This window comes from Mesorhizobium sp. WSM4808 (assembly GCF_055811675.1).
Genome location: NZ_JBVVQX010000008.1, coordinates 257,525 through 269,527, shown reverse-complemented (window position 1 = coordinate 269,527; position 12,003 = coordinate 257,525). Strand labels below are relative to the sequence as shown.

Genomic DNA, 12,003 nt, shown 5'->3' with positions numbered 1-12,003 from the left:
GGCCGGCCGCTTCATCCACTCAAGCCGAAGCGATGCCGAAACCGCATCGCCTGATGCTGATCAGCCACCCTCCGTCAGTGCTGTTGTTTCTATAAAATGCAGGTTTTCACTCTGGTGAAGAGGAGGGCAAGCGATGATCGAGCCATTTGATGACACCGCGCCGACCGGTGAAGAACTCACCGAGTACGATCGGGAACACGTTAAACTTTATGCTCGCCTGTTGGACGCCGCCGACGACGGCGCCGACTGGCGCGAGGTGGTCGAAATTGTCTTCGGCATTGATCTGACGAGGGAGCCACAACGCGCCCGGCGCATCCATGACAGCCATCTGGCGCGAGCGCGCTGGATGGCGCGAGCTGGCTACCGTCATCTTTTGCGTCAACCCGGCAACTAGCCCCAGCCGCTGTCGTCCCGGGTGATGCCGAAGCGGCATCACCCGATGCCCGGCGAGGGTCTTCCGCCGATCGGTGCAACCCGGAATTGTTTTGAAGCGGGGGCTACGCGTTTCTTGCGAGGAGCTCTTCGATGAGGCCGGATACGTCACATTGGCGAGACAATGCCAGCTATGATTATTTCGATGCATTGCCCATCGAAGGGCTCGCCTGGGAGTGTCTGCGGCGTCACGAACCCTATCAACGGCACTATCAAGCACTTCTGACCGCAAGAGCCGAAAAAGCCCCCTTCCACCCTGAGGCACAGCGGCAGTGGGGGTTGCGATTTCCCAGCGACGCCGGATTTGTCCGCCTTGGCGCAAGACGTTTTCTGGTCGCCTGACGTCGATCCAGCTGTGGTTTCTCTCGTGCCGGCGCCGGAATTCCTGTCGTCCTTGCGATCGGCGCCGTTGACCGGCGTGGGCGCGAGCCGCGATAGCGTTGAAGGACGCCACACCGTCCATAATGCAGGTGTCGCCACTCAACTTCTCCTTCTGCCCGGTAGCGAGCCGCACGGCCCTTTGGCGGCGTTGATTCCCTTGGATGCAGAAACGTTGGGACGGATCGAAGCCCTTACCCGTTTCTGGCGTGCCTGGCAGGGGCGCCCAGCACCTTCGGACACGCGGATGACCCCGCAGCAACGCCGCCGCTTCCGGCTGATGATACAGGCCGCTGACGGCCGCTCGAATGGCGCGAGCTATCGCGACATTGCCGTGGCTCTTTACGGGTATAAGCGCGTCGCCGCTGATCCTTGGAAAACCTCCGCGCTGCGCGACGCGGTGATCGGTCTCGTCGAAGGCGCCACCGGCATGATTGGTGGCGGTTATTTGCAAATCCTGCGTCATCGCCGTCGATCCTAGCGGGTCTGCCCGCGCAAAGAGGGGTGGCGTTTTAGCCCCCCTCAACTTCCCCATCCCCGGCGAAGCCTACTCTCCGCCACCGTGGTCTCCGTTCCCCGCTGAACGCCAGCGGCCGTCCAAAACCCCACGGAGGCCCGATCCATGCGACCCGATATCACCGTCTTGCCGCCACGCTTCCTGCGCACCAAGGAAGCCGCGGATTTCCTCAGCCTGTCCGCCCGCACCCTCGAAAAGCACCGTACCTATGGCACTGGTCCTGGCTACCGAAAGCTCGGCGGCCGTGTCGTCTATGCCGTCGATGATCTTCAGGCCTGGGCCGAACGCGGCGCCGTCACCTCTACATCCGATCCGCGTGGCTCGGTCCTGCCGGCCAAGCGTCACACAACGACGCCGCCGGCGCATGGCGGACGATACGCACGCTGACCGCGCGCGGATTTCCAAATGGTGGCGCGAAACCAATCCCTTTCGGAGCGCGGGCAGCTCGACCTTTTCCGGGCGCTGCCTGGCGACTTCGCCCCTCGAGACGCGCAGGATCTCATGGCCTATCCGTTCTTCTCCCTTTCCAAGACGCATCGCACCACCCCGATCGATTTTGCCGCCGGCAACGTCTCGATCCGGGTCGAAGCCGTACCCGATCATGGCATGGCGACCATCTGGGACGCCGACATCCTGATCTGGGCCGCGAGCCAGATCGTCGAGGCGCGGGACACCGGGCTTCGCACCTCGCGCCTGATGGCCGCAACGCCCTATGAGATTCTCACCTTCGTCGGCCGCGGCAAGAGCCTGCGCGACTATCAGCGCCTGAAGGCGGGGCTTGATCGGCTGCAGTCAACCACCGTCTCGACGACCATCCGTCAGCCGGCCGAAGGCCGGCGTCACCGCTTCTCATGGATCAATGAGTGGCAGGAGCGCATCGATCGTCATGGCAGACCCGCGGGGATTGAATTGATCGTCCCCGACTGGTTCTACCAGGCAGTCCTCGATGACGCGCTGGTGCTGACGATCGATCGCGCCTATTTCGACCGGACTGGCGGTCTCGAGCGCTGGCTCTATAGGCTGGTGCGCAAGCATGGTGGGCGCCAGCGCGACGGCTGGCGTTTCGACTTCCGTCACCTTCACGAGAAATCCGGCAGCCTGTCGCCCCACAAGCGCTTTGCCTTCGAGCTTCGCGACATCATCCGCCGCCAGCCGCTGCCCGGCTACACGCTTGCGCTGGAAGTGGAGATTGGCGGCCGGGCGCTGCTCGCCTTCGAGCGGATCGGCTCCTGTGGAAGGCCTGTGGACGGCCTCGTGCCATCAGGGACCGGAACTATCGTGCCATCGGGAACCGCGGGCTCGTGCTATCAGGAACCCAGACAGGCTCTAACCTGTAGAAAGCAAAACCGAAATCACGCGTCTAACTTAGACTCTAACCCAGATTCTAACCTTGAAGCGCGCGCGCGTGGTGTGCAAAGGCTCATCCGACGGGCCAGCGACGCACTCAGCACAGGCACCGACAAGACCCCGAATGCGCCATCGCTTTCTGACGGCAGCAACACGGCAACCAGCGTCTCCGAAGTTCCGAATCCACCTCTAGATACGCCCATCGGAGGCATCCGATGATTGTCGGGCTCCTCAATCGGAAGAGCCGTGTCGGCAAGGCGACTTTGACGCTCCTCCTCGTCGGCGAATTGGCCGGCAAGGGAAATCTTGTCGCGCTGCTCGCCGCCCTCGTGCTGCTCAAGTGCAACCGTCTCCGTTCCATGGATTGGCTTTGGCCGAGCTTCTGGCCCGTCTCCGCGAAGCATACGTCTGCCGGCCCGAGCGGCGCGCGTTTCGTACTCGATGGCGACAGTACCGCAGCGCGAGAGACCGCCGCACCCGCGGGCGAGATCGAGGGATCGCGCGATGAGTGAGTGGTCCCGAAAGCATTGCCTTGCATCGCGGCCGTCAGGTCCGGATACGCGGATCAAGTCCGCCGTCGGCGCGTTGGGGACCGTCGATCAGTCTGCCTTCGTCGTGCGCCCGACCACCGGCATGACGCCGCGGGGGCGCGACCGCATCGCCGCTTGTCCAGCACGACGTCATCGCCGCCGAGACGCTTCGCGAGATGCTTGCGCGAATTCCCGCAACATCAGGAGAACCCTCATGACTGGCATCGCGGCTCCTCGCATGCGTGCCGCGTTCCCGGCCACGCACCACGCTCCCGACGATCTCGTTCATGTCGAACTGACCTGGATCGAGAAGAGACAAGAGAACTGGATACGGTTCGGTACCCACGCTCTGGAACAAATCGTTGATCGTCGCCGGCGCATCTTGTCCTATCGCCCCGGCGCGGTCTTCGCGTTCGTTCGCTGGGCCGCGAACGACTTCGGAACAATGATCTCACGCATCGATATCGTGCGTGCTGTCGCACGTGGCGAAGCCTATCAGACACTGCCCTTCGTGCGCCCCGGCGGCGACATCCTTCTGAAGGTCGAGAGCTGGCCCAAGGTCGAACGCGTGCTGCAGGCGATCGACGCCATCCAGCGCCTCGACGTCGAGCCTGAGTTGGTATCGCACGATCATTGGCGGCACATCCACAACCGGATAACCGCCGGGCACGCGCCGCGCAGCTACACACTCGATCAACACCGCGCCTTCCTGCTGCGCAAGAGGACCGAACCGTGACGCGCGCCGGGATATTTCTCGCTAGCGTTCTCGCAACCATGGGCGTCGGCTATCCCGGCCTCGCTTCGATGCCCACGAAGCTCATCTGGAATGCGTCAGCCAGCGCGCCGATCGGTTTCTACACCATCGAGTTCCACGGACCCTTCGAGGTCACCGATCTTGTGGCCGTCGATGCGCCCGAGCCACTCGCCGCGCTCCTCGCTAATCGCGGCTATCTGCCGGCGGGCGTGCCACTCTTGAAGCACATCCTTGGCGTTTCCGGGCAAATTGTCTGTCGCTCGAACCTCACCATCACCGTCGACGGCGTCAAGGCGGGGGTGGCGCTCGAACGTGATCGGGCCGGCCGTGACCTGCCGGTCTGGCAGGGCTGCCGCCGCATCTCGACGGGGGAAGTCTTCCTGATGAACTGGCAGGTCCGCGACAGCCTCGACGGACGTTACTTCGGCCTCATCTCCACCAGCCGGATCATCGGCCGCGCCGTCCCACTTTGGACGGACGAGGGCGGCAACGGCCGCTTCGAATGGCGCGCGCCAACGCGGTGAGCGCGCGACCGGCGGCGCGTCGTGCCGCCAGCCATCATCACCGCACCACTGATAACAGGAGCCTGACATGCAACAGATCGGGGAATTCACGCGCCAGAAGACTGGCTATAGCGGGCGCATCCACACGCTCAGCCTCAACCTGGATATCGCTATCGTAACGGCAGAGGCGAGCGAAACGGAGAATGCGCCTGACTACCGCGTTCACACCGGAAGCGAGGACGGCCCCGAGATCGGCGCCGGCTGGAAACGATCCAGCCAAAAGGCCGGCGAATATGTCTCGATCCAGATCGACGACCCGACGTTCGCGCAGCCGATCCGCGCGAACCTCTTTCGCAATGGCGACGACAAGACGTCCTGGTCGCTGCACTGGGCGCGCCCGCGCGACCGCAGCGAGAAGGAGTGAATGATGCGCGCTCGCCGTCCGTCGACGAGCCATCGCGGTGCGCCCGGGCCGCTTCGCGCTGCCCGGCGCATGGCTCTGCTCCTCCTTTGCGGTCTGTCCGTCGCGACCGTCATGCCGGCGGCGACAGTGGCGCAGGACTTGGCCATCGCGCGATCGTCGCAACGCGACCCCTTTGGTGCGCACATCAGCGAAGCCTCGCAGCGCTTCGGCGTTCCGATCGCGTGGATACGCGCCGTCATGCGCAAGGAGAGTGCTGGCGATGCGCGCGCCGTCTCCAGCGCCGGCGCCCGCGGCTTGATGCAGATCATGCCCGGCACATGGGATGATCTGCGCGCCCGCTGGTCGCTTGGCCGCGATCCGTTCGATCCCCGCGATAACATCCTGGCAGGAACGGCGTATCTGCGCGAACTGCACGATCGCTACGGCTCGCCGGGGTTTCTGGCCGCCTACAACGCGGGTCCTGCGCGCTACGAAGCCTACCTCACCGGCCGTCCTTTACCGGCCGAGACCCGCGCCTATGTCGAGACGCTCGCCCCCCTTATCGGCGGAAGCGAGGGTATGCGCCCTTTCGCAGTCACATCTGTCGAGGCCATTCCCTGGAAGCACGGCGCGCTCTTCGTAGGTCAGCCGGACCGCATCCAAGCTGCCGCCTCCGTAACGGCCGAGCGACCGCCAAATGACGCGAGCTCTGCACCCACCGTGCGCGAGGTCTCCGCCATCGTGCCGCTGTCCGAAGGCCTCTTCGTGGCGCGAGCGGGCAAAGGGATCCAGCCATGAGCGCGTATGGACGTTTTCGCGCAACCGCGAGTTCCAGCGCACCGTGGCGTGGATGGAGGCGGAAGGTGTGCAGAACAACCGGAAGATGGCGAGATAAAAGGCCGCGAGGTGCGGCGTCGGTCGGTTGTGTTGTTTCAATAGCTTATGCAGGACTTCCGCGAGGTGCTAGCAAGCGGCGCACCGCGTCAGAACATCGATTTTCCTGTGATTTCCGCGGCTTGGCACGATGTGCGGGATCTCTAAGATGACTGGCGAGGACGATCTTCGAATTCGCCCAGGCCGCATCCGCTCGCCCAGTGCCCAGCGCGCCAGGCCCTTCATTGCGCAGGCGCTTGCCGCCGCCCAGAAGGCCGGCGCCCGGATCTCTCGCACCGGCCGGATCAATTCGTGCAATCGCTCGACCTTCGGGCGTGGCCGCACGGCGAGCGTGCGTGCCAATCGCCTCCTCACCGGCCGCTCGCGCACCGTGATCATCAAGACACGGCTGGTGCGCCATCACGCGCGCGCAGCGCCGCTTGCTGCCCATCTCACCTATCTGCGCCGCGAAGGCGTTACCCGTGACGGGGAGAAGACAAGGCTGTTCGGGCCGGAAACCGATGCGATGGATGGCGGTGCTTTTGCCGCGCGTTGTGGCGATGATCGGCACCACTTCCGCTTTATCGTCTCACCCGAAGATGCCGTCGACATGGCCGACCTCAAAGCCTTCGCCCGCGACCTGATGGGCCAGATGGAAAAGGACCTCGGCACGAAGCTCGATTGGACCGGCGTCGATCACTGGAACACCGACAACCCGCACCTTCACATCATCTTGCGCGGCCAAACCGATGACGGCCAGGATCTCGTGATCTCACGCGATTACATCAAGGAGGGGATGCGCGCCCGTGCGGCCGATCTTGTCACCCAGGAGCTCGGCCCCCGCACCGATCTCGATATCCGTCGCAATCTGGAGCGCCAGGTCGAAGCCGAACGCTGGACCCAGCTTGACCGGCAGCTTGTTCGCGACGGGCGCGACACAGGCGTCATCGACCTGGCCGCCGCCGCGAACGCCCAGCCCGACGCGTATCACGTGCTGAAGGTCGGGCGGATGCGCAAGCTCGAAACCCTTGGCCTTGCCGAACAGGTCGGCCCGGGCCAGTGGATGATCGACGACAAGGCTGAGGCAACGCTGCGCGAGCTTGGCGAACGCGGCGACATCATCAAGCGGATGCACCGCGCGCTGACAGAACAGGGTATCGAGCGCGGCACGGAGAACTATGTGCTGGCGGCGGAGCGCCTCGACACGCCGATCGTGGGTCGGCTGGTCGACCGCGGCCTCGATGATGAGCTGAAGGGCAGCGCCTACGCCGTGGTCGATGGCACCGACGGCCGCACACATCACATCAGGCTGTCCGATCTCGACGCCGCGGGCGACGGCGCTCCCGGTTCGATCGTCGAGCTGCGCAGGTTCCATGATGTGCAGGGGCACGGGCGCGCAGCACTCGCTGTCCGTTCCGACCTCGATATTGAGCGGCAGGTTACCGCCGCCGGCGCGACCTGGCTTGACCGCCAGAATATCGCCCGCGAGCCGATTGCGTTGTCGGAAGGCGGCTTCGGCGCCGAGGTGCGGCTGGCCATGCAGCGCCGCGCCGACCATCTCGTCGAACAGGGCCTCGGCGAGCGGCATGGCCAACGCACAACCTTCACCCGCAACCTGATCGACACGCTGCGTCGCCGCGAGTTGGAGGCGCTCGGCGAAAAGCTCTCGGTCGACACCGGCCAGCCCTTCAACCGCGCCCGCGGCGGCGAGTACGTCACCGGTTCCTACCGGCAACGCTTCACGCTCGCCTCCGGCCGCTTCGCCCTGATCGATGACGGCCTCGGGTTCCAACTGGTGCCCTGGACGCCGTCCCTGGAAAAGCACCTTGGCCGCCACGTCTCTGGCGTGGCTCGCGATGAAGGCGGCATCGACTGGAGCTTCGGCCGCAACCGTGGGCTCGGCCTCTAACCTCATGTTGAAGAAAGGACTGCTTTTATGTCCGCCACCAAGATCCTCTGGGGCCAGGTCCTCGCCGTCCTGGCGATCGTGCTGATCACGACCTGGGGCGCCACGGAATGGGTGGCCTGGCGCCTGGCATTCCAGCCCGAGCTCGGCAGGCCATGGTTCCATGTCCTGGGCTTTCCGTTTTACCTTCCGCCGTCCTTCTTCTGGTGGTGGTATGGCTTTGATGCCTACGCGCCGTCGATCTTCGTGGAGGGTGCCTTTATCGCGGCTTCCGGTGGTTTCGCCTGCGTCGCCGTCGCCATAGGCATGTCGGTCTGGCGGGCTCGCGAGGCCAAGAAGGTCGAGACCTACGGCTCCGCCCGCTGGGCCGACAAGCAGGAGGTCAAGGCAACTGGCCTTCTCGGCTCCGATGGCGTGGTGCTTGGTCGATATGACGGCGCCTATCTGCGCCACGACGGACCGGAGCACGTGCTGTGCTTTGCGCCGACGCGTTCGGGCAAGGGTGTTGGCCTCGTCGTCCCGTCGCTGCTGACCTGGCCGAGCTCGGCAGTCGTGCATGACATCAAGGGCGAGAACTGGCAGCTCACCGCGGGCTTCCGCGCCAGGCATGGCCGGGTCCTGCTGTTCGATCCGACCAATCCGAAATCCTCCTCCTACAATCCGCTGCTCGAGGTGCGCCGCGGCGAATGGGAAGTCCGTGACGTTCAAAACATCGCTGACATCCTTGTCGATCCCGAAGGCTCGCTCGAGAGGCGAAACCATTGGGAGAAAACCAGCCATGCCCTTCTGGTCGGCGCGATCCTGCATGTTCTCTACGCCGAGCCGGACAAGACGCTCGCCGGCGTTGCCGGCTTCCTCTCCGATCCAAAGCGTCCGATCGAATGGACGCTGTCGGCGATGATGAAAACGGCGCATCTGGGTGAAGCCGGTGCGCACCCGGTGATCGCCAGCGCCGCGCGAGAGCTCTTGAACAAATCTGATAACGAGCGCTCCGGCGTGCTGTCCACCGCCATGTCTTTCCTTGGCCTCTACCGCGATCCTGTCGTGGCCGAGGTCACGCGACGCTGCGATTGGCGCATCACGGATCTTGTCGACGACAAGCATCCAACGACGCTCTACCTCGTCGTTCCGCCGTCCGACATCAACCGGACCAAGCCGCTCATTCGCCTGATCCTCAATCAGATCGGCCGCCGCTTGACCGAAGATCTGCAGGTGAGGGCGCAAGGGCACCGGCTGCTGTTGATGCTCGACGAGTTCCCGGCGCTTGGCCGCCTCGACTTTTTCGAGTCGGCGCTCGCCTTCATGGCCGGCTACGGGCTGAAAAGTTTCCTGATCGCTCAGTCCCTCAACCAGATCGAGAGGGCGTACGGCGCCAACAACTCAATCCTCGACAACTGTCATGTCCGGGTAAGCTTTGCCACCAACGATGAGCGCACCGCCAAACGCGTGTCCGATGCGCTCGGGACAGCGACCGAGATGAGGGCTATGAAGAACTATGCCGGCCACCGGCTGTCGCCGTGGCTCGGTCATCTGATGGTCTCCCGTTCGGAGACGGCTCGCCCGCTGCTCACGCCGGGTGAAGTGATGCAACTGCCGGCCACCGACGAGATTGTCATGGTCTCGGGTGCGCCGCCGATCCGCGCCAAGAAGGCGCGCTATCATGAGGATGCTCGCTTCCGGGAGCGTATCCTGCCGCCGCCGGTGCTGATGGCGGCAGCAGAGGGGAAACCGGACGACTGGACGAAGCTGCCTCTGGCTTTCCGTCCCCAAATTGCCGAAGCGACGTCGATGCGGTCGGGGTCATCCGCCGGGAATGAGGATCCGACGGAGTCCGAGCGTCGTCGGCAACCCGAGCTCAGCCGCGTCGAGCTGGTCGTGAAGTCTTCGCCCGAGAACGAGTTCGAGATCGATCACCTCGACGACGTAGATGACAATGTTGCCCGCAACCGTCGACTGACGCGCCTGATGCAAGGCATTGCGCGGCAGGCATCGCTCGACCCCGATGACGACGTGGACATGTGAGGCTCCGATGGCAAAGGTTCCGCGCAAACAACGTCTTTCGGTCTATCTCGATCCGAGGGTGATGAACCGATTGGTCGAACATGCGGCGCGCCGTGATTTTTCACGGTCTCTCGTCGCCGAGGCGGCCATCGAATCCTTCCTTTCACCCGATGCCGCCGAGCGCCAGGAGGCCGCGATCACCAAGCGGCTAGACCAGCTCGATCGCCGAATGACCCGCCATGAGCGCGATCTCGCAATTGCCGTTGAAACGCTCGCCGTTTTCGTGCGCTTCTGGCTGGCGACAACTCCGGCTTTGCCCGAGCCCGCGGCGCAGGCTGCTCACGCCAAGGCTGGCGAGCGCTACGATGCCTTCGTCACGGCGCTTGGCCGGCGCCTGGCGAAAGGACCGAAGCTGAGGCAAGAAATCAGCGAGGACATCGACGCCGGTTTCGGCACACTCAAGACCGGCGTGCCGGGGCAATGATTAGACGGTCGGATCGCCGTCGCCGCAGATCGGCAGCTCGTCGGCGGCGCGGCCGGTGCTCAGGCCTCGGCGATCAGCGCAAGGTTTTGCAGGTGAGTGTCTATCGCGTCGGCGACGGCGCGCGCCGCCGGAAGCGTCTTCTTCGCCTCGGGCCACTCGTCGCGGAAGCGGGTGACGGTTTCGCGCGCCGTGTCGACGACCAGCTTCTCGGTTAGATGCGCCTTCGCCGCCAGGTAACGGAGCTCGTCAAGGGAGAGCTCGCGCATGCGCTTGGTGCGGGCATATTTGATGGCGGCGAACTCGTCCGGCATATAGGGGATTGTCGATACGAAATCGTAGGCTGGAGCGAGCGCCGCTGTCCGCCGATCGGGATAGATCATCGACCAGTTCTTGAGGTGCATGTCGGCATTGCCAATCAGCGTGTTGAAGACGAGCCGGCGGATGAACTCGGAGGCACCAGTGTCTCCGGCCTCAACGCCAAGCACGGTCGCAATGTTGCGTGCGCTTGCCCGCTTGTATTTGTCGTCCGGCCACACGCCGAACACCTGGGCGAAATCCTCGATATGCACCGGACCGTCACCGGTGCGGTCGAAGCGCCGGATGGCCAGTGCCTGGCCCTTCATGCTGCGCATGCCCTCAGGAAGGCCGTCGATCGCATCGACGTCGAGGAGTTGGACCTCTGGCACGTCCATGCCGAGCCTGGCCGCGAGACTCATCATCGAGAATTCATTCTCGGGGACGCCCTCATAGAGCTGTGAGGGCAGTTTGACGATCCAAGAACCGCCGACGCCGTCGGCGGGGATCGTAAGCCCGCCGCCCTTTCCGGTGTTCCTCACCGCCGAGAACTTCAACTGCACGCCGGCGAGTGAAAATCGCAGGGCATTGCTCCGACGCGCACGGCGTGCTTCCGCGTCGCCCTCGTCCCTCAGGTCTGGCCAGGCTTCTGCGTCCGCCGGCACGATGGTGAGCGCACCAGGAAGATCGCGGCCGAGAACCCAAAGCAGGAAGAATTCGCGCTTTTCGCTCACGCCCGCGCGCTCGGCAAGGTAGGCCCGCAGTGGCCCTTCCGGCAGGAGGTTCGCAAAGAACGGAGGAACCCTGACATTGAACGGTCGGAATTCGGTCAGGAGCTGCCCGTACTGGTCCTTGAACGACAGGCTAAGCGTGGGCCGCTCGGGATCGTCGATATAGGCCTCGTCGAAGGCAAACAGCGTACGATCGCCCGGAATGAGCGTGAGTGTTGCGATCTTCTCGCCATAGAGGCGAACGTCGAGGACAAAAACGTCAGGCATCCTCGCTCTCATCGTCGAGTTGGTATGCAGGGCGGGGCGTGTCGGGGAGCGCGTGGGCGATCCTGTTGCGCAGTGCTCTAAGCTGCTTGGAGGCGCGCTCGAGGGCAGCGGTCGCGCCCGCACCGACCGGCAGCTTCATCAGCTTTTCGGCGATGGCGCGCAGCGTATCGAGATCGGTCTTGCCCAACCGAAAGTTTGCAAGCTCGCGCAGCGTTTGGTCGAGACGCTTGAATTCGCCAGCGTCGGGATGGTCGCGTTGCAGCCTTGCAAGGGCAGCTTGGGCGCGATTGAACACCACGGAGCGCTGGCGGTCTTCGCCGTCAAGCGTTGTGTAAGCATTGCTGACGACGGCTTCGACCGCTGCCAAGGCCTTGCGCGGAACCAGGACCAGTTCGTGGTCGAGCGCTCGTGCGAACTCAACCAGGCTCGAAAGCCTGAGGTCGGTCCCGCCATTTTCAATCTTTGAAATATGGCTTTGCGGAACGCCAATGCGAGCGCTGAGGTCGCGTTGGCTCAACCCGCTTTGCTCGCGTGCGTTGCGGAGCGTTTGGAGAATTTCGTCCGTCGAATAGAGCATTTGATA

The 12,003-nt window shown here is 64.1% G+C and carries 15 protein-coding genes; 13 read left to right on the top strand and 2 right to left on the bottom strand.

Going from position 1 to position 12,003, the window contains the following annotated elements:
• Positions 1 to 133 precede the first annotated feature (133 nt).
• From AC0L2U_RS17105 to AC0L2U_RS17045, 13 genes are all read left to right on the top strand, one after another.
• The gene (locus tag AC0L2U_RS17105; RefSeq protein ID WP_127327903.1) at positions 134 to 394 is read left to right on the top strand and encodes a DNA -binding domain-containing protein; all 261 of its coding nucleotides are present in this window, start codon (positions 134 to 136) and stop codon (positions 392 to 394) included.
• 131 nt (positions 395 to 525) lie between these two features.
• Positions 526 to 774, top strand: coding sequence for a transcriptional regulator domain-containing protein (locus AC0L2U_RS17100; protein ID WP_127327901.1), 249 nt, complete (start codon positions 526 to 528; stop codon positions 772 to 774).
• A complete protein-coding gene (locus AC0L2U_RS17095; RefSeq protein WP_245486550.1) occupies positions 746 to 1,291 on the top strand; it encodes a DUF2285 domain-containing protein in 546 nt (181 codons plus the stop codon). Before AC0L2U_RS17100 ends, AC0L2U_RS17095 begins: the two co-directional genes overlap by 29 nt.
• Before the next feature lie 141 nt (positions 1,292 to 1,432).
• Positions 1,433 to 1,714, top strand: a complete 282-nt coding sequence (locus AC0L2U_RS17090; protein WP_127327897.1) for a helix-turn-helix transcriptional regulator — start codon at positions 1,433 to 1,435, stop codon at positions 1,712 to 1,714.
• Between the two features lie 18 nt (positions 1,715 to 1,732).
• Entirely contained in the window at positions 1,733 to 2,893 is a 1,161-nt protein-coding gene (locus AC0L2U_RS17085) for a replication initiator protein A (RefSeq protein ID WP_473602291.1), read from the top strand.
• The gene (locus AC0L2U_RS17080) at positions 2,890 to 3,186 is read left to right on the top strand and encodes a hypothetical protein (RefSeq protein WP_128287994.1); all 297 of its coding nucleotides are present in this window, start codon (positions 2,890 to 2,892) and stop codon (positions 3,184 to 3,186) included. The genes AC0L2U_RS17085 and AC0L2U_RS17080 overlap by 4 nt, the downstream gene beginning before the upstream one ends.
• Positions 3,187 to 3,418: 232 nt before the next feature.
• Entirely contained in the window at positions 3,419 to 3,940 is a 522-nt protein-coding gene (locus AC0L2U_RS17075) for a DUF2840 domain-containing protein (RefSeq protein WP_473602290.1), read from the top strand.
• On the top strand, positions 3,937 to 4,482 hold the full coding sequence (locus AC0L2U_RS17070; protein WP_473602289.1) for a S26 family signal peptidase: 546 nt from the start codon (positions 3,937 to 3,939) through the stop codon (positions 4,480 to 4,482). The genes AC0L2U_RS17075 and AC0L2U_RS17070 overlap by 4 nt, the downstream gene beginning before the upstream one ends.
• A 67-nt stretch (positions 4,483 to 4,549) precedes the next feature.
• Positions 4,550 to 4,885 carry a DUF736 domain-containing protein gene (locus AC0L2U_RS17065; protein WP_128287992.1) on the top strand — a complete coding sequence of 112 codons (336 nt, stop codon included), beginning with the start codon at positions 4,550 to 4,552 and terminating at the stop codon, positions 4,883 to 4,885.
• Positions 4,886 to 4,888: 3 nt separating this feature from the next.
• Positions 4,889 to 5,662 carry a lytic transglycosylase domain-containing protein gene (locus tag AC0L2U_RS17060; protein ID WP_128288005.1) on the top strand — a complete coding sequence of 258 codons (774 nt, stop codon included), beginning with the start codon at positions 4,889 to 4,891 and terminating at the stop codon, positions 5,660 to 5,662.
• 244 nt (positions 5,663 to 5,906) lie between these two features.
• Positions 5,907 to 7,646, top strand: coding sequence for a relaxase/mobilization nuclease domain-containing protein (locus tag AC0L2U_RS17055; protein ID WP_473602287.1), 1,740 nt, complete (start codon positions 5,907 to 5,909; stop codon positions 7,644 to 7,646).
• 27 nt (positions 7,647 to 7,673) lie between these two features.
• Positions 7,674 to 9,665: a conjugal transfer protein TraG gene (locus tag AC0L2U_RS17050; protein WP_473602286.1), complete on the top strand. Its 1,992-nt coding sequence runs from the start codon at positions 7,674 to 7,676 to the stop codon at positions 9,663 to 9,665.
• A gap of 7 nt (positions 9,666 to 9,672) precedes the next feature.
• Entirely contained in the window at positions 9,673 to 10,128 is a 456-nt protein-coding gene (locus AC0L2U_RS17045) for a CopG family transcriptional regulator (RefSeq protein WP_128287989.1), read from the top strand.
• A 59-nt stretch (positions 10,129 to 10,187) separates the two neighbouring features.
• Here AC0L2U_RS17045 and AC0L2U_RS17040 read toward each other — a convergent pair whose 3' ends face one another.
• Both AC0L2U_RS17040 and AC0L2U_RS17035 read right to left on the bottom strand, forming a co-directional pair.
• Positions 10,188 to 11,420, bottom strand: a complete 1,233-nt coding sequence (locus AC0L2U_RS17040; protein ID WP_128287988.1) for a type II toxin-antitoxin system HipA family toxin — start codon at positions 11,418 to 11,420, stop codon at positions 10,188 to 10,190.
• Positions 11,413 to 11,997, bottom strand: a complete 585-nt coding sequence (locus AC0L2U_RS17035; protein WP_128287987.1) for a helix-turn-helix domain-containing protein — start codon at positions 11,995 to 11,997, stop codon at positions 11,413 to 11,415. Before AC0L2U_RS17035 ends, AC0L2U_RS17040 begins: the two co-directional genes overlap by 8 nt.
• Between the last annotated feature and the right edge of the window lie 6 nt (positions 11,998 to 12,003).

Bases quoted from the DNA above. Each gene is read 5' to 3' on its own strand.
- AC0L2U_RS17105 (WP_127327903.1), top strand. From the start codon at position 134: ATGATCGAGCCATTTGATGACACCGCGCCGACCGGTGAAGAACTCACC.
- AC0L2U_RS17100 (WP_127327901.1), top strand. From the start codon at position 526: ATGAGGCCGGATACGTCACATTGGCGAGACAATGCCAGCTATGATTAT.
- AC0L2U_RS17090 (WP_127327897.1), top strand. From the start codon at position 1,433: ATGCGACCCGATATCACCGTCTTGCCGCCACGCTTCCTGCGCACCAAG.
- AC0L2U_RS17085 (WP_473602291.1), top strand. From the start codon at position 1,733: ATGGTGGCGCGAAACCAATCCCTTTCGGAGCGCGGGCAGCTCGACCTT.
- AC0L2U_RS17080 (WP_128287994.1), top strand. From the start codon at position 2,890: ATGATTGTCGGGCTCCTCAATCGGAAGAGCCGTGTCGGCAAGGCGACT.
- AC0L2U_RS17075 (WP_473602290.1), top strand. From the start codon at position 3,419: ATGACTGGCATCGCGGCTCCTCGCATGCGTGCCGCGTTCCCGGCCACG.
- AC0L2U_RS17065 (WP_128287992.1), top strand. From the start codon at position 4,550: ATGCAACAGATCGGGGAATTCACGCGCCAGAAGACTGGCTATAGCGGG.
- AC0L2U_RS17060 (WP_128288005.1), top strand. From the start codon at position 4,889: ATGCGCGCTCGCCGTCCGTCGACGAGCCATCGCGGTGCGCCCGGGCCG.
- AC0L2U_RS17055 (WP_473602287.1), top strand. From the start codon at position 5,907: ATGACTGGCGAGGACGATCTTCGAATTCGCCCAGGCCGCATCCGCTCG.
- AC0L2U_RS17050 (WP_473602286.1), top strand. From the start codon at position 7,674: ATGTCCGCCACCAAGATCCTCTGGGGCCAGGTCCTCGCCGTCCTGGCG.
- AC0L2U_RS17045 (WP_128287989.1), top strand. From the start codon at position 9,673: ATGGCAAAGGTTCCGCGCAAACAACGTCTTTCGGTCTATCTCGATCCG.
- AC0L2U_RS17040 (WP_128287988.1), bottom strand. From the start codon at position 11,420: ATGCCTGACGTTTTTGTCCTCGACGTTCGCCTCTATGGCGAGAAGATC.
- AC0L2U_RS17035 (WP_128287987.1), bottom strand. From the start codon at position 11,997: ATGCTCTATTCGACGGACGAAATTCTCCAAACGCTCCGCAACGCACGC.